The sequence below is a fragment of the Thiohalorhabdus denitrificans genome (assembly GCF_001399755.1).
In the GTDB taxonomy this organism is placed as follows: Bacteria; Pseudomonadota; Gammaproteobacteria; order Thiohalorhabdales; family Thiohalorhabdaceae; genus Thiohalorhabdus; species Thiohalorhabdus denitrificans.
On record NZ_LJCP01000006.1, the window covers coordinates 76,912 to 101,536 of the forward strand.

The window sequence follows — 24,625 nt, forward strand, 5'->3', positions numbered from 1 at the left end:
CTTGGCGTCCTTGGCGGTTCATCAGCCTTTTAGCTCTTTAAGCACCGGCATCTCGGTGAGGGCGCTTTCGGGCAAGGCCTGCCAGTCGATGCCGTCGGGCGGGGGCGGGGGTTCGGCCACCTCGATGGCCTCTTCCGGGGTGGCGATCAGGGAGACGGGCAGGTCGAAGGGATCGGCGGGGAATTCGCTCACCACCTGCAGGGGATGAGCGGTGGTTACCACCGGGATGGGCGGGTGGCCCAGTCCGCGGAGGATGGCGTACTCCAGGTCGCCGTATCCGTGGCCCTTGCCGCAGCGCTTCCCGCCTCGGGTGACCGCCACGGAGCCGGTGACGATCAGGTCGATGGGCTCCGCGAGGGCCCGCAGGGGAACCGCCTCGGCCCACCGGGTCCCCCTGGACAGGGAGGCGGCCTCCTTCCGGTGCTCCGCGGGGATCCGGGCCGGATCGAGGCGGTAGAAGCCGCCGCGCAGGCGGGGCGTGGGCATGTACACGGTGATCCCCCGCTCCAGGGCGCCGAGGCGCAAGGGCCGCTGCGGGGCGTCGGGGTTGGCCTTGATGGCCCGGGCTTCGGCGAAAGGCGGATGGTCGAGCAGGCGAGAGGCGGCGGAATCGGCGCCGGCGAAATTGGGGATGCGGCCGTGGGGCGGATAGGGAAAGCGGGCCGCCCGCTGTTCCTGGAGGGCGTCCCAGACGGCCTGGCGGGCGGCGTCCTTGGTCGGGTACGAGGTGGGAGTGGGCATGGGCGTGAACCGGGTAATTTCAGGCCCTTCTCTGCGTTCTTTGCGCCTCTGCGGTGAATCCTTCTTCTAGGAATCGGACTTGGCGTTCACCGGTTGGCGGTCCTCGTCGGTCCCCTCCCCGTTGCCGGCGGATTCCTCCTCGCCTTCCGGATGCGGCGCCCGGTACTTGCACTCCTTGTTGGGGCACACCTTCTCCCGCCCGTACTTCTTGGTGGTCTTGTCCATCAGGATGGCGGAGCCGCATTCGGGGCACGGCTCGGCCACCGGCGGGTTGGGAATGGCGTATTTGCACTCCGGGTACTCGGAGCAGCTGTAGAAGGTCTTTCCCCTGCGGGACTTCTTCTCCTGGATCTCGCCCTTGCCGCACTCGGGGCAGGTCACCCCCGTGCCCTTGGGCTTCTCCAGCGGCTCGAGGTACTTGCACTCCGGATAGCCGGTGCAGCCCAGGAACTTGCCGTAGCGGCCGTGCTTGATGGCCAGGGGCCGCTCGCATTTGGGGCAGGTGCGGTCGGTGACTTCGGGCTCGGGCGCCTCCCCTTCCACCGGCCGGGTGTAGTCGCATTCCGGATAGCCGGAGCAGCCGATGAACTGGCCGTGGCGGCCCAGCTTCTTCTCCAGCTGGGCGCCGCACTTCGGGCAGGTCTCCTCCATGGCCTCCGAGGTGACCTCGGCCCGGCTGACGCTCTCCTCTTTCTCCTCCACCTGCTTGTGGAAGGGCTCCCAGAACTCCCGGAGAACCGGCTTCCAATCCTCCTCGCCGCGGGAGACGGCGTCGAGCTCGTCCTCGAGCTTGGCGGTGAAGTCGTAGTCCACGTAGTCGGTGAAGTGGTTGGTGAGGAAACGGTTCACCACCTTGCCCACGTCGGTGAGGAAGAACCGTTTGTTCTCCAGCTCCACGTACCCGCGGTCCTGCAGCGTGGACAGGATGGAGGCGTAGGTGGAGGGCCGGCCGATGCCGAAGGACTCCAGCTTCCGCACCAGGGTGGCCTCGGTGTAGCGCGGCGGCGGTTCGGTGAAGTGCTGCTCACCGCGCACCTGCTGCAGCTCCGGACGGTCGCCCTCGGCCAGTGGCGGCAGCTTGCTTTCCTTCTCCTCGCCGGCGTCGTCCCGGCCTTCCTCGTACACCTTGAGGAAGCCGGGGAAGGCGATGGTGGAGCCGCTGGCCTTGAGGCGCCAGCCCGGCTCGATCTCGAAGTGGGCGGTGACCGTATCCACCAGGGCGGGGGTCATCTGCCCCGCCACCATGCGCTTCCACACCAGCTCGTAGAGGCGGTACTGGTCCTTGTCCAGCTTGTCCTTCACCTGCTCCGGGAGGCGCGCCGGGCTGGTGGGCCGCACCGCCTCGTGGGCCTCCTGGGCGTTCTTGGACTGAGACTTGAACTGGCGCGGCTGGTCGGGGAGGTAGTCCTTCCCGTAGCGCTCGTCGATGAGCCCGCGGGCCTCCGCGATGGCCTCCTCGGAGAGGTTCACCGAGTCGGTCCGCATGTAGGTGATGAGGCCGACGATGCCCTCGCCGAGGTCCATGCCCTCGTAGAGCTGCTGCGCCACGCGCATGGTCTTGGAGACGGAGAAGCCGAGCTTGCGCGAGGCCTCCTGCTGGAGGGTGGAGGTGGTGAACGGCGGCGTGGGGTTGCGCTTGCGCTGCTTCTTTTCCACGGAGGTGACGGGCAGGGTGCCGTCGCCGGCGGCGGCCTCCACGTGGGCCCGCAGCTCTTCGGCGCGTTCGCCGTTGCCGATGGAGAGCTTCTCCAGCTTCTGCCCCTCGGCCTCCACCAGGGTGGCGGTGAAGGGCTGCTGCTCCGCCTTCTCGTTCTCCGCCGTCAGGTCCGCCTCGATGGACCAGTACTCGGTGGGCTCGAAGTTCTCGATCTCCTCCTCGCGCTCGGCGACGAGGCGCAGGGCCGGGCTCTGCACCCGGCCGGCGGAGAGCCCTCGGCGCACCTTCTTCCACAGCAGCGGGGAGAGGTTGAAGCCCACCAGGTAGTCCAGGGCCCGGCGCGCCTGCTGGGCGTTCACCAGGTCCTCGGAGATGTCGCGGGGATGCTCCATGGCCTCGCGCACGGCGCCCTTGGTGATCTCGTGGAAGACCACCCGGTAGACGCCCTTGTCCTCCAAGTGGCCCTGCTCGCGCAGGAGCTGCACCAGGTGCCAGGCGATGGCCTCCCCTTCGCGGTCGGGGTCGGTGGCGAGGTAGAGGTCCTCGGCCTTGTCCAGCTCCGTGGCGATGGCGTCCACGTGCTTCTTGTTGCGGTCGATGACCTCGTAGGTCATGGCGAAGTCGTGCTCCGGGTCCACGGCCCCTTCCTTAGCGCGCAGGTCGCGCACGTGGCCGTAGGACGCCATGACCTTGTAGTCCTTGCCGAGGTAGTTGTTGATGCTCTTGGCCTTCGCCGGGGACTCGACGATCACCAGATGCTTTGCCATGAGACCGCTACCTGTCAGGTGCCGGGACGGCGGCGCCGTCGCGGGGGTCCGGTCGGAAGGAGCCCCTCAGGAAACCGAAGGCCGCCCGGGAGAGCCCGGACGGCCTGGAAAAGCGCTTGGAGCCTGGGCGGAACAACCTAGTGGAAGACCCCGTCCATGCGGTCGAAGATCATATCCTCCACCCACACATAGGCCCCCTCGTGACCGGGGCTGTTATGCAGGACCATGAGCAAGACCCAGCTCAGGGCCTCGGCGTCGATCTCGTCGCTGTCGAGGGCCATGAGCCGGTCGATGAGCACCTCGCGGGTGCTCGCATCCACTACCCCGGAATCTTCCAGGAAGGTCAGGAAGCCCCGGGCGTCCCGGGTCATCTTGTGTTCTTCTTCCTCGGTGAAGATCCGCACGGAGCGGTGGGAGGGCCGGCCGCCGTGCTCCTTGCCGGTGCCGGACTGCTGGTTGGCGAGCCCCTCCAGCCAGGAGAAGGCCTTTTTCACCTTGGGCTCCGCGAACCCCGCCTCCACCAGCTCCGTCTGCAGCACGTTCTGATCGGGCGCTTCGTCCATGGGCTCCGAGAAGTAGTTCTCGAACAGATACATCAGAATATCCAGGACGTTCTCGTTCATGTTCCTCTTGCCCCGTCTGCGGGTGTGCGGATGAAGAAACCGCCGGGCTCGGCGGCCACCACCCCCAGGATTTCGAGCTCAAGAAGAATGGCCGAAACCCTATCGGGGGTCAAGCCGGAGCGGTTGACCACCTGATCGAGGGCCGTGGGATGAAAATCGACGCATTGAGCCACGGTCCGTTGCTCCCCCGCCAGGGCCGTCGCGGCTTCCGGCTCCTGGGCCGTTGCCGCTTCCGATGGGACCGACCGGGGTGGAGGGAGTTCCTCCGCCACGTCGGCCAGCGTCTCCACCAGCTTGGCCCCTTCGCGGATCAGGGCGTGGGGACCCCGGCTCAGGGGCGAATGGATGGAGCCCGGAATTGCGAGCACCTCCCTTCCCTGCCTACCCGCCCAGCGGGCTGTGGTCAAGGCGCCCGATCGCTCCCCGGCCTCCACCACCAGAACACCAAGGCTTAGCCCGCTGACGATGCGGTTCCGCTGGGGGAAGTGGCTCCGGCGCGGCGGGGTGCCCACGGGGAACTCGCTGACGAGGGCGCCCCGGGCGGCTACCTCCGCAGCCAGGGCGGTGTGCTCGGCGGGGTAGACCCGGTCGGGCCCGCACCCCTGTACGGCCACGGTGCAGCCGCCGCCGTCCAGGGCGCCACGGTGGGCGGCGGCGTCGATGCCCCGCGCCAGCCCACTGACGATGCAGAAGCCACTGGCGGCGAGGTCGCGGGCGAAGTCCCGGGCGTCCTGCTGCCCGGCGCGGGAGGCGTTGCGGCTGCCCACAACGGCCAGGGCGGGGCGCTCCTCCAGGGCCTCCGGGCGGCCCTCCACGTAGAGCAGTGGCGGGGGATCGGGGGTTTCGGCGAGCAGGGCGGGATAGCGGGGGTCGGTGCGAATCAGGAGGGTGCGGTCGGCTGGTTCCAGCCAAACGGCATCGCCCCGCAAGGCCGGGTCCGCCTCCCTCCGGTGGAGGGCGGCGGCGGTGGCCGGGGGAATACCGGCCCGCTGCTTGAGCTCCGCCGCGGGGGCGGCCAGGGCCTCGTCGGGATCGGGGTAGGCATCCATGAGCCGGCCGAGGAGCCGTTCCCCCATGCCCGGAGCGTGGCGGATGGCCAGCCAGGCGCGCGCACGGGGGTCCAGGGTCACGCTCAGCGCTCCGGGCTGACCACCCGGTCTCGGGGCGCGATGGCCCGGGAGTTGCTCATGATCATGGCGAAGCTGAGCCGCTTCCCCGTCTGGAAGACCAGGAGGGTGCCCTTGTTCCTGCCGGGCAGCTCGGCGGATCCCCAGCGTTGGGGGTCGTCCACGCTCCGGGAGCTTCCCTGCACGCGCAGCACATGGCCCTTCTCCAGCCCGTCGCGGGTGCCGAGGTTGAGGACCACGATCTGACCCTGCCCCACCAGGCTCTCCTTATCCACGTGGCGCAGAACCCGGCCCTCCACGTCGGGGGCGGCCTTGGGCGTGAAGCGGGCCTCGTAGTCCCCGTCGGCGGGATAGAGGTGGTTGCCGGCCTCCACGGGCGCGAAGGTGCGCTCCACGCGCGAGGCGAACAGCCCGTCCCCGGTAGGCCCCTCCATGGTCAGGGTCCCCGTGTGGCGCAGGAGGTAGCCTAGGTGGGCCCCGCTGTCCGGGTCGCGGATGGCCTCCGGCTCCTTGTAGCTGTGCCAGTCCTGCGCGGTGGGGTCCTCCAGCCCTTCCGGCTCCTTCAGGCGGGTGAAGACCCGGTCGCCGGTGGCGTACATGGCCCGCTCGTTCTGACCCGCCACCAAATAGCCCCCCCGGTCGGTGGGCTCGTTCCCCGGATCGACGATGCCGTAGCGGCCGAGGAAGGGCACCACCACGCTGGTGTCCACCGTGGAGATGGCCTCCAGTCGCTGCACGGGCTTCTCCTCGGCCTCCGGGGACAGCCGTTCCACCCGCTGTCGGGTGAGGCGGGGCTCGCCGTCCACGATCCGCAGCAACAGGCGGTCACCGGGATAGATCAGGTCCGGGTTGCTGATGTAGGCGTTGCGGTCCCAGAGCTCTTCCCACCGCCATGGGTCGTCCAGGAACGTGGCGGCGATGTCCCAGAGGGTGTCCCCCTTCTTGACGGTATAGACCGAGGGGGCGTCCGTGCGCAGCTCATCGGGGCTGAGGGCCCAGACGGGAAGGGGCAGGACGGTCAGGGCGAGCAGGAGGGTCCGAAGGCGCATGGGATCCTTAACATTCACTGGAGGCTGGAGCGTAGCGCGGATCCGGCCACCGCCGGTACCCGCCCGAGGAACACTATCTGGCTACCACATCCTACGGGAAAGGGCAAACGAAGGAAGGGTGTCCCCAACCGGAAAAGCGGGTTCCTGGGGGATCCCCCGAAGCTAAATAGGTGGGGCGAACAGGCTGGGTAAGTGGGACCCCGAGGGCCCGGGGGCGAAGGTTCGCTCCGCCCCCGCCCCTTGGAAGACTGCCCGGGGCCCTAGAGGTCCGTAACGTAGCGGGCCAAGTCTTGGCGCTGGTCCTCTTCCAGCTCGGGGAAGGCGGGCATGATGCCGGTGCCGTTGGCGATCATGTCCGCAATGCCCTCCTCGGGCAGCTGGGTGTCCTCGAGGGAGAGCAGGAAGCCGAACTTGCCCGTCCCCTCTTGCCCGTGGCAGTGGGCGCACCCTTCCTCGAACATGGTAGCGGCGCTGGTGCCCGATTCGGGGTCGTAGGCCTCCTGGTCCCCGCAGCCGGCGAGCGCCACCGTCGCCAATCCCAACAGCATCCCCTTGCGAAGCCGCATGTGCCCGTCTCCTTTGGTTGGGTTCCCCGCCCGGTTGCCCTTCCCCGGAACCCCGGGGCGCGCTTCGCGGTCTCTAAATAGGTGCGTCCGGGCGCGAAGCGCGCGATACGGTGGCAAAACCCCGGTCCGGTGTCAACGACGCCTCCCGGACGGATTGTGCTACGATATTGCTCGGATCACTCCCTCGTTAGCGCCATACAGGAAGCAGGCAATGGCTGTTCTGGATATCCTTCACTACCCCGATGACCGGCTCCGGGCCCAGGCCGAGCCCGTGGCCGAGGTGGACGACGGCATCCGCTCCCTGGTGGATGACATGCTGGAGACCATGTACGCCTCTCAGGGGGTGGGCCTGGCGGCTCCCCAGGTGGACCGCCACCTCCGCCTGCTGGTGATGGACACCAGCGAGGAGCGGGACGCCCCCCTGGCCCTGATCAACCCGGAGATCGTCGCCGCCGAGGGGGAGCAGGACGGCGAGGAGGGCTGCCTCTCCCTGCCGGGCGTCTACGAGCCCGTGGTCCGCGCGGCCGAGGTGACGGCCCGCTTCCGGGACCGCGAGGGCCGGGAGCGCGAGGAGCGCTTCTCCGGCCTGGCGGCCCGCTGCGTCCAGCACGAGCTCGACCACCTCGACGGCAAGCTGTTCGTGGACTACCTCTCCAAGCTCAAGCGCAGCCGCGTGCGCAAGAAGATGGAGAAGGACAAGCGCCTTCAGGCGACCCCCGCCTGAGGGTTGGCGTCCTCCCCTTCCCAGTCGCTTGAGCGTTCCATGACCGGCACCGAGGGTTCCGAGCCCGCGCTGCGCGTCGCCTTTGCCGGCACCCCCGACTTCGCCGTCCCCAGCCTCCGGGCCCTCCTCGAGGGTCCGGAGGGGGTGGTGGGCGTGCTTACCCAGCCGGACCGTCCGGCGGGGCGCGGCCGCCGGCTGCGACCGTCCCCGGTGAAGGTGGCGGCCGAGGAGGCGGGCGTGCCCGTGGCCCAGCCCGCCCACCTGCGGGGGGAGGCGGAGCGGGCGGTCCTCCGCGAGTGGGCCCCGGACCTGCTGGTGGTGACCGCCTACGGCCTCCTCCTCCCCCCCGAGGTGCTCCACCTCCCCCGCCTGGGCTGCATCAACGTCCACGCCAGCCTGCTGCCCGCCTACCGGGGGGCGGCGCCCATCCAGCGCGCCATCCTCGACGGGGCCGCCGAAACCGGGGTCACCATCATGCAGATGGAGGAGGGCCTGGACAGCGGCCCCATGCTGCTCCGGCGCAGTCGGCCCATCGGTCCGCGCGAGACGGCGGGAGAGCTGCACGATGCCCTCGCCCGGCTGGGGTCCGAGGCTTTGGCCGAGGCCCTGGAGCGCTTGCGGGCGGGCACCCTGGAGGCGATGCCCCAGGACCCGGACCGGGCCACCTACGCCCCCAAGATCACCAAGGAGGAGGCGGAGCTGGACTGGAGCCGGTCCGCGGAGGAGCTGGACCGCCGGGTGCGGGCCTTCAATCCCTGGCCGGTGGCCCATACCGGGCATCGCGGCGAGCGTCTGCGCGTGTGGCGGAGCCGGCCGGTGGCCGCCGTCCCTGACGGTACCCCGGGGACGGTCGCCGCGGGCGCAAACAACCTGCCCCTGGTGGCCTGCGGCGAGGGGGGTCTGCTCCTGGAGGAGGTCCAGCCCCCTGGCCGCAAGCGCATGGCGGGGTCGGCGGCCCTGCACGGCGGCCACCTGTGCCCCGGCGAGCGTCTCGGGGACCCGGGGCCGGAGTGAACCCCGGGGCCGGAGGGCTGTCCCATAGGCCGGCCGATATCCCCAGACATATCCCCGGACAACGAATACCCAAAGGAGGGAACGAGGATGCATAGCGGTTTGAAGACCGCTGTCCTGATGGCGGGTCTGACCGCCCTGTTCGTGGTGGTGGGCGGCGTGATCGGCGGCACCACCGGCATGGTGATCGCCCTGGTGTTCGCCCTGGCCATGAACGCGGGCGCCTACTGGTTCTCGGACAAGATGGTGCTGCGCATGTACAAGGCGCAGCCCGTGGACCGGGACAGCGCGCCCCGTCTCTGGGGGACGGTGGAGGAGCTGGCCGGCCGCGCCGGGCTGCCCATGCCCGCCGTCTACATTATCGAGGAGGGCTCCCCCAACGCCTTCGCCACCGGCCGCAACCCGGAGCACGCGGCGGTGGCGGTGACCACCGGCCTCATGGACCTGCTCGACGAGCGCGAGGTGCGCGGCGTGCTGGCCCACGAGCTGGCCCACGTGAAGAACCGCGACATCCTCATCTCCACCATCGCCGCCACCGTGGCCGGCGCCATCTCCGCCCTGGCCAGCATGGCCCAGTTCATGCTGCTGTTCGGCGGCCGTCCCGGCGAGGACGACGAAGGCAACCCCCTCGGCATCGTGGGGGTCATCCTGGTGATGATCCTCGCCCCCATCGCCGCCAGCCTCATCCAGATGGCCATCTCCCGGGCGCGGGAGTACGGAGCGGACCGGGGCGGCGCCGAGATCAGCGGCGATCCCGAGGCCCTGGCGCGCGCCTTGGAGAAGCTCGCCTACGGCGCCAGCCGCCAGCCCATGGCCAGCGCCGAGAGCCACCCGGAGACGGCGCAGATGATGATCGTCAATCCCCTGTCCGGACAGGACCTGATGCAGCTGTTCTCCACCCACCCGCCCCTGGACGACCGCATCGAGCGCCTGCGGGCCCTGGGCTGAAGGGAGGCGCGGGGGGAACCGCCATGGCCGCCCGGACGCGGAAGGCAACCCAGACCGGCCAGGAGGCCGGCAGCGAGGTCCGGGGCCGGGCGTCCGCGGCCGTCTCGGCGGTGCTCCACGAGGGCCGGCGGCTGGAGGCGGCCCTGGACTACGAGGGGCTGGGGCAGGCGGACCGGGCCCTGCTCCGCGAGCTGGCCACCGGCACCGTGCGTTGGGCCGTGCGCCTGCGCGCCGTCCTGGACGATCTGCTCGACCGCCCCTTGCCCCGCAAGGAGAAGCGCCTGGAGGCCCTGCTGCTGGTGGGCCTCCACCAGCTCGCCCACACGGGGATTCCCCCCTACGCCGCCGTGTCCGCCACGGTGGGGGCGCTTACCGGCAAGCAGGCCTGGGCCCGCCGCCTGGTGAACGGCGTCCTGCGCCGCTTCGGCCGGGAGCGCGACGACCGGCTGGCGGCGGTGGACGGCCGTTCCCCGGCCCTGCGCCACGCCTACCCGGACTGGCTGGTGGAGGCACTGCGCGGTGGCTACCCCGACGACTGGGAGGCGGTCCTGGCTGCAGGCAACCGCCCGCCGGCCCTGACCCTGCGGGTGCGGGGCGACCGCTCCGCCTATCTGGAGGAGCTGGCCGCCGCGGGCATCCCGGCCACGTCCCTGGACGGCGTCCCGGAGGCGGTGGCCCTGGAGGAGTTCCTGCCGGTGGGCGCCCTGCCCGGCTTCGCCGAGGGGCGGGTCAGCGTGCAGGACGGGGCCGCCCAGCTGGCCGCGGAGCTGGTGGCACCGCGATCCGGCGAGCGCGTCCTGGACGCCTGCAGCGCCCCGGGCGGCAAGCTGGCCCACCTGCTGGACCGAGCCCCGGGTGCGGAGGTGGTGGGCGTGGAGGCCGAGGGCGACCGGCTGGCGAAGATCCGCCAGACTCTGGACCGCCTCGGCCTGGGGGCCGCGGAGCTGGTCCACGGCGACGCCACCACCCCCGGGGCGTGGTGGGACGGCCGGCCCTTCGACCGCATCCTGGTGGACGCCCCCTGCTCCGGCACCGGGGTCATCCGGCGGCACCCGGACATCAAGCACCTGCGCCGGCCGGAGGACATCCCCGTCCTGGCCGGGCGCCAGGCCGCCCTGCTGGAGGCCCTGTGGCCCCTGCTGCGGCCCGGCGGCCGCCTGGTCTACGCCACCTGCTCCGTGCTGCCCGCCGAGAACCGGGAGGTGGTGGCGGCCTTTCTGGACGGCCACCCCGAGGCCCGCCCCGCCACCCCGGAGGCGGACTGGGGGCGGCCGGACGGGCCCGGGCGCCAGATCCTGCCCGGCGAGCAGGGCATGGACGGTTTCTTCTACGCCTGCCTGGACGCCCCGGAGGAGGCGGCATGAACGGGGCGCGGCCCTACGTTCCCCGGCTGGTGGCGCTGCTGCCGCCCGGCGCGGCGGGGGCGCCGGTGGAGTGGGCCCGGTCCATGCGGGACGCCGGCGTCGATGGCCTTGCGCTGCAGGGGGATCCCGCCGACCCCGTCGCCCGGGACCTCCTGGCCGCCCTGCGCGGGGCGGTTCCCCTGCCCCTGGAGCTGCATTTCCCCCCGACCCCCCTTCCCGAGCAGGACTGGGCGGCGCCCCTCGCCGCCACCGGCATCGACTGGGTGGTCCCGGGCCGGGCGCTTCCGAAGGCGATGGCCGACCATCTGGAGGCCCTCGGGGTGGGTGTCGCCTGGCCCCCCGCCGCCGCCCCCCTGGACGCCGCCCGGGTGCACGCCGCCCCCGATGCGGACGCGGCGGCCCCCTTCGCGGAGGCCCCGGAGGCTGCGGAGCGTTCCCTGACCCTTCCCCGCAGCGGGGACCCCGTCGTCCCCGGGGGCGGGATCCCCGCCGACACCCTGGTGGTGCCCGGGGAGGCCCTGGCGGAGACCGATCCGGGCGCCGCCGTGGCTCGGTGGCGGGGCCGTCCCGCATAGCCGGCCTGCGGCTATGGCCTCCGTTCCCGCTTGCGGTACAGTGGACGGGGCCACGGACAACAGGGGACGACCATGGAGCAAGGCGGACGCAGCGTACGGTACCTGGTGCGGGCGGTCCTGTTCGTCGCTGTGGTGGTCCTGGCGGCCGGGCTTTTCGCCTCCTCCCTGATCCCCCTGTTCGAGGCCAACCCGCCCCTGAACGGCATCATCCTGCTCCTGCTGGTGGTGGGCCTGGCGGACGTCTTCCGCCACTTCTACGAGCTGGTGCAGGAGGACCGCTACCTGGACCGGGTGGAGAATTACCTGAGCTACGCCGAACAGGGCATGGAACCGCCGGAGCGGGCTAACGAGGCCATCCTCTACGGCGATAACCGCAGCATCACCGAGTTCATGCGCACCCTGCACCAGGTGGTGACGCGCGGCTACCACCACGCAACCCTGCCCTACCTTCTGGACTCCCTGGGCGAGCGCGCCGAGAGCCGCCGCTCCCTGCCCCGCTACCTCGCCGGCACCCTCATCGTCCTCGGGCTGCTGGGTACTTTCTGGGGGCTGCTGCAGACCGTGCAGGGGGTGCAGGGGATCATCGGCACCCTCTCCGCCGAGGAATACGACAACGTCGCCGCCTTCGTGGGCGCACTGCGCGAGCGCATGGCGGACCCCATCGCCGGCATGGCGCTGGCTTTCTCCACCAGCCTCTTCGGCCTGGGTTCCTCGCTCGTCCTCGGGTTCACCGAGACCCAGCTGGCCCGGGCGGTGGCCCACGGTCAGACCCGGGTGGAGGAGATCATCGTCACCGACCTGCTGCCCTTCTGGCGCGAGCAGCAGCGGCCCCGGGACCTGGATATGGAGGCGGAGGACCGCCCCGCCTACCAGGCCGCCCTCCTGGAGGGCATCGGCCACCGCCTGGATGCCGTTACGGAGCAGATGGACCGGCTTATCGCCCGCCAGCCCGATCCCGAGGGCCTCAACCGTACCCTGGACCGGTCCGGGGAGACCCTGCGCCAGGAGCTGCACGCCCTGGGCAACCGCCTGGACCAGCTGGAGGACCAGCGCAACCGGAACCTGCGCGAGGCCATCGACCGGCTGGCCCGGGTGATGGGCCGCCAGCCGGGGGACGGCGGGAATGCGTCGGACTAGGCGCGGCGGCGATCCCACCCCCAACATCTGGCCCGGGTTCACCGACGCCCTGGCGGGCCTGGTGGTGGCCCTGGTCTTCCTCCTGGTGCTGTTCTTCCTGTTCGAGGTGGTCCTCTCCCGCCAGGTGACCGGCCAGGAGGAGATCATCGGCAATCTGCGCAGCCAGGTGGACCGCCTCGCGGGGATTCTGGGGGAGAGCCAGGAGGAGCGCGAGCGGCTGGAAGAGCGCCTGGCGGAGAGCCGGCAGCGCCGCCAGGAGCTGGACGCGGAGCTGGCCCGCACCCGGGAGGAGCTGGCGGCGGTCCGGGAGCGGCGCCAGGCCCTGGAGCAGGACCTCGCCGCCGCCCGCGCGGAGCGGGAGGCCAGCGAGGAGGAGCTGGCCGAGACCCGGGAGGAGCTTACTGGGGCCCGAACGAATCTGGACGTGCTGTCCGAGCGGGTGGCGGCCCTCAACGAGCGCCTGGAGCGCATGGAGCGGGCCCTGGCCCTGGAGGAGCGGGAGCGCCGGGCCGCCGAGGAGCAGGTGAGCGCGCTGGAGGAGCGCGTGGCCAGCCAGCGGCAGCGGGTGGGCGAGCAGCAGGAGCGCATCCAGGCCATGGCGGCGCAGATCCGCACCCAGCTCCTGGAGCGCGTGGAGGAGCTGGAGCGCTACCGCTCCGAGTTCTTCGGCCGGCTGCGGGAGGTCTTCGCCGACGCCCCCAACATCGAGATCCGCGGCGACCGCTTCGTCTTCCAGTCGGAGATCCTCTTCCCCTCGGGGGAGGCGGCCCTGTCCGACGCCGGCGCGGAGCAGCTCCAGCGCTTCGTTACCGTCTACGACCAGGTCCGGGAGGAGATCCCGGAGGGTCTGGACATGATCATCCAGGTGGAGGGCCATACCGACCGGGTTCCCGTGCGGGGCGGGCGGTACGGCTCCAACTGGGAGCTGTCCACCGCCCGCGCCCTTTCGGTGGTCCACTCCCTGGTGAATCAGGGCATTCGGCCGGGCCGCCTGGCGGCGGCGGGCTACGGGGAATACCATCCCCTCACCCCAGGGGAGACCCCGGACCAGCGGCGCCAGAACCGCCGCATCGAGCTCAAGATCACCCAGCGCTGAAGGAGTTTCGGGCGGGATGGCCAACCAGGGAAGGGAAGGGGTGAGCCGGCCGGCCGTGGCCGTCACCGGCTGCTCCTCGGGGATCGGTGCGTGCATCGCCCAGGGGCTGCATGAGCGGGGCTACCGGGTGTTGGCCACCGCCCGCCGGGAGGAGGACCGGCGCCGCCTGACGGAGCAGGGGCTGGAGGCTTTGCCCTTGGAGCTGGCCGATCGGGACTCGGTGGCCGCATGCGCCGCCGCCGTTGCCGAGCGGGCCGGGGGCAGCCTGGTGGGGCTGGTGAACAACGCCGCCTACGGCCAGCCCGGGGCGGTGGAGGACCTGTCGCGGGAGGTGCTGGAGGCCCAGTTCCAGGCCAACCTGCTGGGCACCCACGACCTGACCGTGCGCCTGCTGCCGGTGATGCGGGAGCAGGGCTTCGGCCGGATGGTCCAGATCAGCTCCCTGCTCGGCCTGGTGGCGCTGCGCTACCGGGGGGCCTACAACGCCAGCAAGTTCGCCCTGGAGGGCCTCACCGACACCCTGCGCCTGGAGCTGGCGGGCAGCGGCGTCCATCCGGTGCTGGTGGAGCCCGGCCCCGTCACCAGCCGCTTCCGGGAGAACGCCTTCCGGGCCTTCCAGGCCAACATCGACGTAGAGCGCAGCCCCCACCGGGAGACCTACGAGCAGGAAGTGAGCGCCCGCCTCGCCGGCGACGAGGATGCCCCCTTCACCCTCGGCCCGGAGGCGGTGCTGGCCAAGACGGTCAAGGCCCTGGAGGCCCGGCGGCCCCGGCCGCGCTACTACGTCACCTTCCCCACCTACCTGCTGGCCGGGCTCAAGTGGTCCCTGCCCGTGCGGACCCTGGATCCCCTTCTGCGGCGGATCAGCTAGGCCTTCGGCGGGTTGACCGCGGAGACGCGGAGGACGCGGAGAAAAAGCGGCGAAAACCACGGGGTCATGGAGAAAGGCAGCTGTCTAGCCGAAGCGGGCCAATAGGCCCAATGGCCGTCCGCACCAACGAATAACCGAGCCCCTTGCCGGCCGGAAGGCAACCAGTTCTTCCTCCGTGCCCTCCGTGGTAAGAAGGTCGTTAAGCTTGGTCTTTCTCTGCGTCTCTGCGGTTATACCTGCCCCTGGCGAGCCGGCGTGTTATCTCCGGTTCCGGTTTACGTTATCCTTTGGGCCTTTCGACGCCCGCCCCTTCCACCAACGGGAACGTCCACAGTGAAGATCGTCATCCTCGGCGCCGGCCAGGTGGGCGCCCCGGTGGCCGAGCAGCTCGCCCTGGAAGGCCACGACATCACGGTGGTGGACCGGGACGGCGACAAGGTCGCCGCGCTGGGGGAGCGCCTGGACATCCAGACGGTGACGGGCCAGGCGGCCTATCCCCCCATCCTGGAGGAGGCCGGGATGGGGGCGGCCGACATGGTCCTGGCGGTAACGGGCACCGACGAGGTGAACATGGTGGCCTGCCAGATGGCCGAGACCCTGTTCCACACCCCCACCAAGCTGGCCCGCCTGCGTGCCCCCGAATTCCTCGCCCATCCCGAGCTGTTCAACCGGGAAGCCTTTCCGGTCGACTACATCATCAGTCCCGAACAGGTGGTCACCGACGGCATCCACCGCCTCATCGAGCATCCCGGCTCGCTGCAGGTGGTGGACTTCGCCGGCGGGCGGGTGCGGCTGGTGGGCGTGCGCGCCGACGCCGACGGTCCGCTGGTGGGCCACCAGCTCCAGGAGCTGCGCCACCGCATACCCGGGGTGGAGACCCGGGTGGCCGCCATCTACCGCCGCGGCCAGGCCCTGATCCCCGAGGGCCAGACGGTCATCGAGGAGGGCGACGAGGTCTTCTTCATCGCCGCCCGCGAGCACATCCAGTCGGTGCTTCGGTCCCTGCGCGCGGTGGAGGACACGGTGCGCACGGTGGCCATCGTCGGTGGTGGCAAGATCGGCAGCTCCCTGGCCAAGGCCCTGGAGCGCACCCCCGTGCAGGTGAAGCTCATCGACCACAACGCCCGCAACGCGGCGGAGGTGGCGGCCGGCCTCAAGAACACCCTGGTCCTGCAGGGCGACGGCGCCGACGAGGAGCTGCTTCGGGAGGAGAACATCGGCGCCATGAACGTCTTCGTCGCCGTGACCAACGACGACGAGGCCAACATCCTCTCCTCCATGCTGGCCAAGCGCATGGGCGTGGGCCGGGCGGTGACCCTCATCAACCGCGGCGCGTACGTGGACCTGGTGCAGCAGACCGGAATCGACGTGGCCGTCTCTCCCCACCAGGCCACTATCGGGCGCATCCTCGCCCACGTGCGGCGCGGGGACGTGGCCATGGTGCACAGTCTGCGCCGGGGAGCCGCCGAGGCCCTGGAGGTGCTGGCCCACGGCGACGCCTCCACCTCCCGGGTAATCGGCAAGCGCCTCGACGAGGTCCGCCTGCCCAAGGGGGTGACTATCGGGGCCATCGTGCGCGATGACCAAGTGCTCATCGCCCACCGCCACGTGGTCATCCAGCCCGAGGACCACGTCATCCTGTTCCTGGTGGACAAGCGCAAGATCGCCCAGGTGGAGAAGCTCTTCCAGGTCGGCCTGGGGTTCTTCTAGTGCACTGGGGGGCGATCGGCTACCTGGCGGGCCTGCTGCTCATGGTGTTCTCCACCGCCATGCTGCCGCCCCTGGCCATCGCCTGGTACTACGGGGACGGGGCCCTGGTGGCCTTCGTGGATTCCTACCTGCTGACCCTGGGCACCGGCTTCGTGCTGTGGGTCACCCTGCGCGGCGCCCCACGGGACCTGAACCACCGCGACGGCTTCCTGCTGGTTACCCTGTTCTGGGTGGTCCTCGCCCTGTTCGGCGCCCTGCCCTTGCTGCTGTCCGGGGCCACGCCGGGCTTCACGAGCGCCTTCTTCGAATCCATGTCGGGACTCACCACCACCGGCTCCACGGTCCTCTCCGGGATCGAGGACCTGCCGCACGGCATCCGCTTCTGGCGCCAGGAGATGCAGTGGCTCGGGGGCATGGGCATCATCATTCTGGCCCTGGCCATCCTGCCCATCCTGCAGGTGGGCGGCATGCAGCTGTACAAGGCGGAGGTGCCGGGGCCGGTGAAGGACCAGAAGCTCACCCCCCGGGTGAACGAGACCGCCAAGGCCCTGTGGCTCATCTACATCGGCCTCACCGTGGTGGCGGTCCTGGCCCTGTGGGCGGCTGGGATGGGGCCCTTCGACGCCGTCGCCCACGCCTTCAGCTCGGTGGCCACCGGCGGCTTCTCCCCCTACGACGACAGCGTCGGGCATTTCTCCAGCCCGCTGATCCACTACCTCATCGTCCTCTTCATGTTCCTCGGCGGGGCCAACTTCGCCCTGCACTTCGCCTTCCTGCATGGCGGCGGCCTGCGCGGCTACCTGGGCGACCCGGAGTTCCGCGCCTACCTGGCGCTCCACGTGGTGGCGGCGCTGCTGGTCACGGGTTTTCTGATGGCCTACCAGGCCTACCCGAGCCTGGAGGAGAGCTTCCGCAGCGCCCTGTTCCAGACCGTGTCCATCGGCACCACCACCGGCTTCGCCACGGCCGACTACGCGGCCTGGCCCTCCCTGCTGCCCTTCTTCATCCTCATGATCGGCTTCTTCATGGGAAGCGCCGGCAGCACCACCGGCGGCATCAAGGTGATGCGCTTCCTGCTGCTGTGGAAGCAGGGGATCCGCCAGGCCTACCTGCTCATCCACCCCCACGCCATCGCCCCCATCAAGATGCGCGAGCGAGCGGTCCCCGAGGGGGTCATCCAGGCGGTCTGGGGGTTCTTCGCCGTCTACGTGACCACCTTCATCCTGCTGACCCTGGTGATGATGGCTCTGGAGGGCGGCAAGTTCGAGACCTCGGTGGGGGCGGTGGGCGCTACCCTGACCTGCGTCGGCCCCGGCCTGGGGGAGGTGGGCCCGGCGAACAACTTCGCCAGCATCTCCACCCCCGGACAATGGGTGCTGTCGCTGGCCATGCTCATGGGCCGGCTGGAGCTGTTCACCTTTTTCGTTCTTCTGATGCCCGCCTTCTGGCGGAAGTAACGCCGCCCTCCCCCCGCTCGTCCAGGCTCAGGCCCGGCATGCGGGCCTCCCCTTGCCGGAGCTCCTCCGCCGACGGCACCCCCGCCGTGGCGTAGTCCACCCGCAGCGCCCGTACCAGCCCGAAGCACGCCACCAGGAGGAACACCGCCATGGGCAGCCCCGTGGTGAGCGAGGCGGTGCGCAGGGCGGTCAGGCCCCCGGCGTAGAGCAGGGTTCCGGCCACCGCGCCCTCGGCCAGCGCCCAGAACAGGCGCTGGGCGCGGGGCGGATCGGGGTGGCCGCCGGAGGTGACCATGTCGTCCACCAGGGAGCCCGAGTCCGAGGAGGTGACGAAGAAGACGATCACCAGCAGGGTGGCCAGGGCCCAGGTGAGGGTGTGCAGGGGCAGGTTCTCCAGGACGGCGAACAGGGCCAGGGCCTCGTTGCGCACCGCCTGCTCGGCGATGCCGCCGGGGCCCTGCGTCTCGAGGTAGATGCCCGTGCCGCCCAGGATGGAAAACCAGAGGAATCCCCCCAGGCTGGGCACCAGCAGGGTGGTGGTGAGGAACTCGCGGATGGTGCGGCCCTTGGAGATGCGCGCCACGAAGACGCCCACGAACGGCGACCAGGAGATCCACCAGCTCCAGTAGAACAGGGTCCAGTGGGACTGCCAGCCGCCGTCGCTGCCGGGCTCAATGTGTAGGCTGGTGAAGGGGAACTTCTGCAGGTAGTAGCCCAGGCTGTCCAGGAACACCTCCAGCAGGAAGACCGTGGGCCCCACCACCAGGAGGAAGAGGAAAAGCAGGAAGGTCAGGCCGATGTTGAGCTGGCTGAGGAAGCGGATGCCGCGATGCAGGCCGGAGACCACCGAGATGGTGGCCACGGCGGTGATGCCGGCCACCAACAGGAGCTGGGCGCCGATGTCCTGCGGCATGCCGAACAGGCGGGCGAAGCCGGCGTTGACCTGGGCGGCGCCCAGGCCGAGGGAGGTGGCCACGCCGAACAGAGTGCCCACGGTGCACAGCACATCCACGGCGTGGCCCGGGGCGCCGCGGATGCGCTCGCCGAGCAGGGGGTACAGCAGCGAGCGAGGGGCAAGCGGCAGGCCGTGGCGGAAGTGGAAGTAGGCCAGCGGCAGGGCCAGGGCCGAATAGATGGCCCACGGATGCAGGCCCCAGTGGTAGAAGGTGTAGCGCATGGCCTCGCGCAGGGCGTCCGCCTCGCCCGCCGCCTGCGGGGGCGGGTCGGCGAAGTGCTGCAGGGGCTCGGCGGCGCCGAAGAACACCAGGCCGATGCCCATGCCGGCGCTCAGGAGCATGCTGAACCAGGCCAGGTAGCCGAACTCGGGGCGCGCCTCCGGACCGCCGAGGCGAATGCGGCCGAAGCGCGAGAACAGCAGCCAGACCACGAAGCCGAGCAGGGTGCTGGCGGTGAGGATGTAGAACCACCCGAAGGTTGCGACGATGCTGCTCTGCAGGGTCTGGAACAGGGACCGGGCGGTGGCCGTGTAGGTGCCGCCAAAGGCGACGAAGGCCACCACCAGGGCGGCGGCAGGTAGGAAGACCCAGGGCTCCATGGCCCGGGTCAGGCGGGCGAAGGGCCGGGGCTGGTTGGGCATGACAGCCTCCCTGGCCGGGATTTCCCTATTGAGATTGCGGGTTTTTCCCTGGTTCTTCAACCTCTCCGGTGAGCCAGTAGCGGATCCGGGCTGGGTGCTCGCGGATGTAGCCCTCCACCGCCTCCTCCGGGGAGGTGTCCTGGGCCTCCAGCAGCAGCGCGGCCAGCTCCTCCTGGGGCAGGTAGAGGCGGCTGAAGAAGCCCGTCACGCGGGGTGGGAAGTCGTTGTGGAAGCCCTGTCGGGCGAGGGCATGGACGCGCTCCTCGCCGCCCAGCACCCCCTCCGGGTCCTTCAGGAAGCGCAGGTCGTAGGCGGCGAAGACCCAGTGCGGCCGCCACGCGGTTACCACCACCCAGTCGCGATTGCGGATGGCGCGGTCAAGCACGGCGGTCATGGCCGCGCCGCTGGCCGGCACCAGATCCATTTCCTCCAGGTTGTAGGCCTCCATGGCCCGTTCCGAGGCCTGCATGAGCCCGGAGCCGGGGTCGATGCCCTGGACGCGGCCGCCCACCCGGCGGCCCACCGCCGGGTCCGCCAGGTCGGGGATGGCGGCCAGCTCCGCCTCCGGCACGTAGGCGGGCACCACCCAGCCCAGCCGCCCCGTGTAGAGCACCCCCAGGTTGACCACCCGGTCGCGCACCTTCTCCCAGTAGTCCCGATGGGTCACCGGCAGCCAGGCCATGAGCATGATGTCCAGGTCGCCGTTCGCCACCCCCTGGTACTGGATGCCGATGTCGGTCATGACCCGCTCCACCTCCAGCCCCATGCGCCGCTCCAGGAGGCGCTGGGCCAGCAGGGAGACCACCTCGGCGTCGGACCAGGCGGTCCAGCCGATGCGCAGGGTGCGGGCCGTTCCGCCGTTTGTCCCCGGCGCTACGGGAGGCGGCTCCCCGGCCCGCTCCGCCGGTGCGCCCCGGTGGGCGGTCTCCCCCGGTCCAGGCCGTCCGCTGAGGCCGGGGCCGCACAGGAACAGGTAGACGAACAGGGCGGCCGCCACCCCGCCCACCACGCCGATGGTCAGCCACCGCAGCCAGGGACGCATACGGGCCTCCTACCCTCCGCCCCCGCCGCGGGGCAGCACGCGCTGGGGCTGGAACAGTCCGCGCAGCCGCTCGCGCACGGTGACGCGGCGCCGGCGGCCGAAGCTCTGGGTGATGCGGTCGAGAATGATGGCCAGAATCACCACGCCGAGGCCGCCCTCGAAGCCGATGCCCACCTGCAGCTGTTGGATGCCGCGCAGGACCACGTCGCCCAGGCCTCCGGCGCCGATCATGGAGGCGATCACCACCATGGACAGCGCCAGCATGATGTTCTGGTTCACCCCCGCCATGATGGAGGGCATGGCCGAGGGCACCTGCACCTTGAACAGCAGCTGGCGCGGCGTGCAGCCGAAGGCCAGGCCCGCCTCCACCCGCTCCCGGGGCACCTCCCGGATCCCCAGGTTGGTGAGGCGCACCGCCGGCGGCATGGAGAAGATGATGGTGGCGATGACGCCGGGCACCTTGCCGGTGCTGAAGAACATCACCGCCGGGATCAGGTAGACGAAGGCCGGCATGGTCTGCATGAAGTCCAGGACCGGGCGGACCACTTTCTCCACCGTATCGCTGCGGGAGGCCCAGATGCCCAGGGGCAGGCCGATGGCCAGGCTCACCACCGTGGCGGCGAGCACCAGGGCCAGGGTGGAGACCGTGTCCGGCCACAGCCCCATGCCCACCACCAGGGCCAGGGCCACCAGGGCGAACAGGGCGAAGCGCCAGCCCACCCGCCAGGCCCCCAGCAGCACGACGGCCACGGTGAGCAGCCAGGCGGGCGGGGCCAGCAGCAGCCATTCCAGGCCCCCGGTCAGGCCCCCCACCACCGCCACGATGGCGTCGAACAGCCATTGCAGGTTGGCCAGCAGCCAGTCCACGGCCCGCTCGATGTACTCCGCCACCGGCACCCCGCAGGGCACGGCCGCCCAGGCCGGGGCCGGGACCAGCAGGCCGAGGGGGAGCAGCCGCCGCACGGTCACCGCGCCCGCGCCATGGTGGACAGCAGGGTGGGGCTGGCGATGGCCCCCAGGAAGCGGCGCTCGCCGTTTACCACCGGCAGGGGGGTCTCGGTGTAGGAGAGCAGGCGAAGCACCTCGTCCAGGGGGGTGTCGGCCTTGGCGGCGCCCAGGGTCAGGTAGGCCTCCTCCAGGGGCGCCTCCGCCCGCCCGGCGACCCGCTCCAGGGAGTACAGGGACACCGCGTCCACGTAGCGCCCGTCGGGGTCGAGGACAAAGGCGTAGGTGCGGTCGTACTCGCGGAGGTGGCGCACCAGGGTGGCCTTGTCCATGGTCCCCTCCCGCGGCTGGCGGAAGGTTACCTGGTCCGGGCGGGCCAGGTCGCCGGCGCGGAAGATGTGGCCCACGTCCACGCCCTTGAAGAAGCTGCGTACGTAGTCGTCGGCGGGGTCGTTGAGGATCTCCGCCGGGGTGCCCACCTGCAGGATGCGCCCCCCCTCCATGATGGCGATGCGGTCGCCGATGCGCAGGGCCTCGTCGAGGTCGTGGGAGATGAACACCACGGTGCGCTCGCTCTCCTCCTGGAGGCGCAGCAGCTCGTTCTGCATCTCGCGGCGGATGAGGGGGTCGAGGGCGGAGAAGGCCTCGTCCATGAGCATCAGGCTGGGGTCCACGGCCAGGGCCCGGGCCAGCCCCACGCGCTGCTGCATGCCCCCGGACAGCTCGTCGGGCAGGCTGTCGGCGTAAGGCTCCAGTCCCACCTGCTCCAGAGCCGCCAGGGCCCGTTCGCGGCGCTCGGCCTTGTCCACCCCGGCGATGTCCAGGCCGAAGGCGGCGTTCTCCAGGACGCTCAGATGGGGCAGCAGGGCGAAGGACTGGAAGACCATGCTCATCTCGCTGCGCCGCAGCTCGATGAGGGCCCCGGCGTCCATGGCCGTGACCTCGTTGCCGTGGATGCGCACGGTGCCGCTGGTGGGCTCGATGAGGCGGTTGAGCAGGCGCAAAAGGGTGGATTTGCCGGAGCCCGACAGGCCCATGATCACGAACACCTCCCCCCGCCGGATGGCGAAGGAGGCGTCGCGCACCCCGACGGTCAGCCCGGTGCGGTCAAAGATGGCCTCCTTGTCGTAGCCCTGGTCGAGGAGCTCCAGGGCCACCTCGGGGTGGGCCCCGAAGACCTTGTGGAGATGCTCCACCTCTACGACGGGCTCGGCGTGGGCCATGGGCGGAACGGTGCCTGGTGAGGGGTTCGGGCTCCCGGCCGCGCGAGCCAAGGGCCGCCGGGGGTAAGACCTACACTAGGGCCAGGCTCCACAGGGCGTCAATCGCCGGGCCGGCGGTCCCCCAAGTGGTCCTCAAGCGCATCGGTGACGCGGCCCACCGCGCCGCGATGGGGGTCGAGGGCCTCGCGGGCGGCGCGCCCGGCGGCCTGGCCCTCCCCGGGGTGCTGGAGGTGACGCCGGAGGGCCGCCAGCAGGTTGTTCACGTTGGGCGCCTGCCGGGCGGCCCCGGCCTGGTCCAGGATCCGCAGGGCCTCGCGGTGCCGGTGGGCGTAGGGCCCGTAGACGATGGGCCGGCCCGCCGCCGCGGCGGGCAGGGGGTCGGCCCCGGCGAAGCCCTGGATCCAGGTGCCGCCGAGCACCACCGCGTCCGCCGCCGCCAGGAACAGAGGCCGCTGGTCCGGGTCGTCGAGCAGGTAGACGCGGGTGTCCCTGCGGATGGTATCCCCCCGAGAGGCCATGGCTGTCTCCAGTTCGAAGCGGTGGAAGCGTTCCGCCAGCTCCGGGGCACGCCCGGGATCGGCGGGGGCCAGGACCATGAGCCAGTGGGTGAAGGGGGCCGGGAGCTGCTGGCAGACCCCCGCCAGCAGCTCCTCCTCGCCGGGTTCGGTGCCGTCGAAGGCGAGCAGGGGCCGGCCTCGCAGGGCGGAGCGCAGCTGCCGGGCGTCGCGGGCGGCGGCGGGCTCGGGGGCGTCCAGCAGGGGGTTGCCCACCACGCGGATGCGCTCCCCCGGGACCCCGCGCCCTTCCAGGGTCTCCCGGTCCTCGCCCTGCCCCAGCAGCACCGCGTCGGCGCGGAGGATGCTGCCGCGGTACAGGCAGGGCAGCCGCCGGGCCCAGCGCCACGGGGCCGGATACACGCCCCCGAGCAGCCAGAGCCACGGCACGCCGCGCCGGGCCAGGCCCCGGGACAGGTTGGGCCACAGCCCCGGACCCAGGCAGACGGCCAGGTCGGGCTCCGCCTGCTCCAGGAAGCGCCGCACGGATGGGGGGGCGTCCGGGGGCAGCCAGGCAACCCGGGTACCGGGGTCGGCGCGGGCCTCCGCCTCGGCCCGGGCGGCCTCGGAGACCACGGTGAGCACCACCCCCGCCCCGGGGTGGCGGGCGCGCCAGGAGGCCAGCACCGGGCCGGCGGCGTCCAGGCCCGCCCGGGTGCCGGCATGCAGCCAGAGCCGCGGCCGCCCCGCCGGGGCCGCCGGGTTGTCCAGCGCCCTACGGCGGTCCCGGGCGCCGGGCCACCGCGGCACCAGCCGGCGCAGCAGGGCGTAGGCACCCTCGCACAGCCGGGCGGCAAAAGGCAGATTCGGTATGGAGTTCATGGGGCTCCTTTGAGCGCCGTGCAGGTAGGGTACAATGCGCGCCTCTGCCAAGCCTCGAGAAGCCAATGGAAGCCCAAAAACCACCTACTCTTCGCCATCGCCTGGAAGCCGCCGCCCTGGGCGGTCTGCTGCGCCTGATTCGCTCTTTGCCGGTTCGGTTCCGCTACGCCCTGGCGGGGCGCGTGGGCGAATGGGCCCGGTTCGTGGATCGCCGCCACGCGCGCATCGCTTACCAATCCCTGGCTCTGCGCTACGGCGAGGAGGGTGCCGAGGAGAAGGTGCAGGAGGTGTTCCGGGAGCTGGGCCACCTGGTCGGGGAGATTCCGCTTCTGGAGACCCTGTCCCTGGAGGGGCTGCAGGAGACGGTCCGGACCGTGGAGGGCCGGGAGCATCTGGAGGCGGTCGCCGCCGATCCCCGGGGCGTGCTGTTGCTGAGCGCCCATGCCGGCAACTGGGAGCTCATGGGCCAGATCCTGCCCCAATACGGCCTGAGCCCGCTGAACGGGGTCTACCGCCCCCTGGACAACCCGATCCTGGAGGAGCGCCTGCGCGCCGCCCGCGGTCGCCACGGGGTCCAGCCCATCGACCGGCGGCGGGCCAGCCGGCAGGTCATGACCGCCCTGCGGCGGGGCGAGACGGTGGCCATGCTCATGGACCAGCACCTGCGCGGCACCGACCGCATCCCCCTGCCCTTCCTCGGCGAGGTGGCCCGCGTGCCCACCACCCTTGCCCGCTTCGCCAAGAAGGCGGGGACCCCCATCCTACCCGCCTTCCTGGTGCGGGAGGCCCCCGAGCGGTTCCGCTTGGTGGTCCTTCCGCCCATCGAGCCCGACACCTTCGGCGACGACGAGGCCGGCATCCGCGACCTCACCGCCGAGACGGTGGCGGCGATGGAGGCCGGCATCGCCCTGGCCCCCGCCCAGTGGTTCTGGGTGCACCGCCGCTGGCGCAGCGAGCCCCGCGAGCTCGTCGCCGGCATGCGCCCGCCCCCGTGGTCGGGGGCCATTCGCCCCTGAGGA

The 24,625-nt window shown here is 71.2% G+C and carries 22 protein-coding genes; 11 read left to right on the forward strand and 11 right to left on the reverse strand.

Annotation, left to right across the window (positions count from 1 at the left end):
- Positions 1-21: 21 nt before the first annotated feature.
- From AN478_RS01830 to AN478_RS01855, 6 genes are all read right to left on the reverse strand, one after another.
- Positions 22-741: a 5-formyltetrahydrofolate cyclo-ligase gene (locus AN478_RS01830; protein WP_054964922.1), complete on the reverse strand. Its 720-nt coding sequence runs from the start codon at positions 739-741 to the stop codon at positions 22-24.
- A gap of 66 nt (positions 742-807) precedes the next feature.
- Positions 808-3,165 (reverse strand): type I DNA topoisomerase, encoded by a 2,358-nt coding sequence (gene topA, locus AN478_RS01835; RefSeq protein WP_054964923.1) that lies wholly within the window; start codon positions 3,163-3,165, stop codon positions 808-810.
- A gap of 137 nt (positions 3,166-3,302) precedes the next feature.
- On the reverse strand, positions 3,303-3,788 hold the full coding sequence (locus AN478_RS01840; protein WP_054964924.1) for a DUF494 domain-containing protein: 486 nt from the start codon (positions 3,786-3,788) through the stop codon (positions 3,303-3,305).
- On the reverse strand, positions 3,785-4,918 hold the full coding sequence (dprA, locus tag AN478_RS01845; RefSeq protein ID WP_231627310.1) for a DNA-processing protein DprA: 1,134 nt from the start codon (positions 4,916-4,918) through the stop codon (positions 3,785-3,787). The genes AN478_RS01840 and dprA overlap by 4 nt, the downstream gene beginning before the upstream one ends.
- Before the next feature lie 2 nt (positions 4,919-4,920).
- Positions 4,921-5,964, reverse strand: coding sequence for a LysM peptidoglycan-binding domain-containing protein (locus tag AN478_RS01850; RefSeq protein ID WP_054964925.1), 1,044 nt, complete (start codon positions 5,962-5,964; stop codon positions 4,921-4,923).
- Positions 5,965-6,224: 260 nt separating this feature from the next.
- Entirely contained in the window at positions 6,225-6,530 is a 306-nt protein-coding gene (locus tag AN478_RS01855; RefSeq protein ID WP_054964926.1) for a c-type cytochrome, read from the reverse strand.
- Between the two features lie 211 nt (positions 6,531-6,741).
- Between AN478_RS01855 and def the strand changes: the two genes are divergently transcribed.
- From def to AN478_RS01905, 10 genes are all read left to right on the forward strand, one after another.
- Entirely contained in the window at positions 6,742-7,254 is a 513-nt protein-coding gene (gene def / locus AN478_RS01860; protein ID WP_054964927.1) for a peptide deformylase, read from the forward strand.
- Positions 7,255-7,323: 69 nt separating this feature from the next.
- Complete coding sequence (fmt, locus tag AN478_RS01865) at positions 7,324-8,268, forward strand: methionyl-tRNA formyltransferase (protein WP_176758760.1); 945 nt, start codon at positions 7,324-7,326, stop codon at positions 8,266-8,268.
- A gap of 87 nt (positions 8,269-8,355) precedes the next feature.
- Positions 8,356-9,213 (forward strand): zinc metalloprotease HtpX, encoded by an 858-nt coding sequence (gene htpX / locus AN478_RS01870; protein ID WP_054964929.1) that lies wholly within the window; start codon positions 8,356-8,358, stop codon positions 9,211-9,213.
- A 23-nt stretch (positions 9,214-9,236) separates the two neighbouring features.
- A complete protein-coding gene (gene rsmB / locus AN478_RS01875; RefSeq protein ID WP_074471343.1) occupies positions 9,237-10,577 on the forward strand; it encodes a 16S rRNA (cytosine(967)-C(5))-methyltransferase RsmB in 1,341 nt (446 codons plus the stop codon).
- A complete protein-coding gene (locus AN478_RS01880; RefSeq protein ID WP_054964930.1) occupies positions 10,574-11,152 on the forward strand; it encodes a hypothetical protein in 579 nt (192 codons plus the stop codon). Before rsmB ends, AN478_RS01880 begins: the two co-directional genes overlap by 4 nt.
- 72 nt (positions 11,153-11,224) lie before the next feature.
- Positions 11,225-12,289, forward strand: a complete 1,065-nt coding sequence (locus AN478_RS14630) for a hypothetical protein (RefSeq protein ID WP_054964931.1) — start codon at positions 11,225-11,227, stop codon at positions 12,287-12,289.
- Positions 12,276-13,385, forward strand: a complete 1,110-nt coding sequence (locus AN478_RS01890) for an OmpA family protein (protein WP_054964932.1) — start codon at positions 12,276-12,278, stop codon at positions 13,383-13,385. Before AN478_RS14630 ends, AN478_RS01890 begins: the two co-directional genes overlap by 14 nt.
- A gap of 16 nt (positions 13,386-13,401) precedes the next feature.
- Positions 13,402-14,256, forward strand: coding sequence for an SDR family NAD(P)-dependent oxidoreductase (locus tag AN478_RS01895; protein ID WP_054964933.1), 855 nt, complete (start codon positions 13,402-13,404; stop codon positions 14,254-14,256).
- A gap of 333 nt (positions 14,257-14,589) precedes the next feature.
- Entirely contained in the window at positions 14,590-15,966 is a 1,377-nt protein-coding gene (gene trkA, locus AN478_RS01900; protein ID WP_054964934.1) for a Trk system potassium transporter TrkA, read from the forward strand.
- A complete protein-coding gene (locus AN478_RS01905; RefSeq protein ID WP_231627311.1) occupies positions 15,966-17,423 on the forward strand; it encodes a TrkH family potassium uptake protein in 1,458 nt (485 codons plus the stop codon). Before trkA ends, AN478_RS01905 begins: the two co-directional genes overlap by 1 nt.
- On the opposite strand, the gene AN478_RS01910 is transcribed toward AN478_RS01905, so the two are convergent.
- From AN478_RS01910 to AN478_RS01930, 5 genes are all read right to left on the reverse strand, one after another.
- On the reverse strand, positions 17,380-19,020 hold the full coding sequence (locus AN478_RS01910) for a BCCT family transporter (protein ID WP_074471344.1): 1,641 nt from the start codon (positions 19,018-19,020) through the stop codon (positions 17,380-17,382). The genes AN478_RS01905 and AN478_RS01910 overlap by 44 nt on opposite strands.
- Positions 19,021-19,045: 25 nt before the next feature.
- Entirely contained in the window at positions 19,046-20,062 is a 1,017-nt protein-coding gene (locus AN478_RS01915) for a glycine betaine ABC transporter substrate-binding protein (protein WP_054964935.1), read from the reverse strand.
- 9 nt (positions 20,063-20,071) lie between these two features.
- Positions 20,072-20,971 (reverse strand): ABC transporter permease, encoded by a 900-nt coding sequence (locus tag AN478_RS01920; protein WP_074471363.1) that lies wholly within the window; start codon positions 20,969-20,971, stop codon positions 20,072-20,074.
- 56 nt (positions 20,972-21,027) lie between these two features.
- Positions 21,028-22,230 carry a glycine betaine/L-proline ABC transporter ATP-binding protein ProV gene (proV, locus tag AN478_RS01925; RefSeq protein ID WP_054964936.1) on the reverse strand — a complete coding sequence of 401 codons (1,203 nt, stop codon included), beginning with the start codon at positions 22,228-22,230 and terminating at the stop codon, positions 21,028-21,030.
- A 98-nt stretch (positions 22,231-22,328) separates the two neighbouring features.
- Positions 22,329-23,606, reverse strand: coding sequence for a 3-deoxy-D-manno-octulosonic acid transferase (locus tag AN478_RS01930; protein WP_054964937.1), 1,278 nt, complete (start codon positions 23,604-23,606; stop codon positions 22,329-22,331).
- A gap of 65 nt (positions 23,607-23,671) precedes the next feature.
- Here AN478_RS01930 and AN478_RS01935 point away from each other — a divergent pair, with 65 nt between their 5' ends.
- The gene (locus AN478_RS01935) at positions 23,672-24,622 is read left to right on the forward strand and encodes a lysophospholipid acyltransferase family protein (RefSeq protein WP_074471345.1); all 951 of its coding nucleotides are present in this window, start codon (positions 23,672-23,674) and stop codon (positions 24,620-24,622) included.
- The last annotated feature ends 3 nt before the right edge of the window (positions 24,623-24,625 follow it).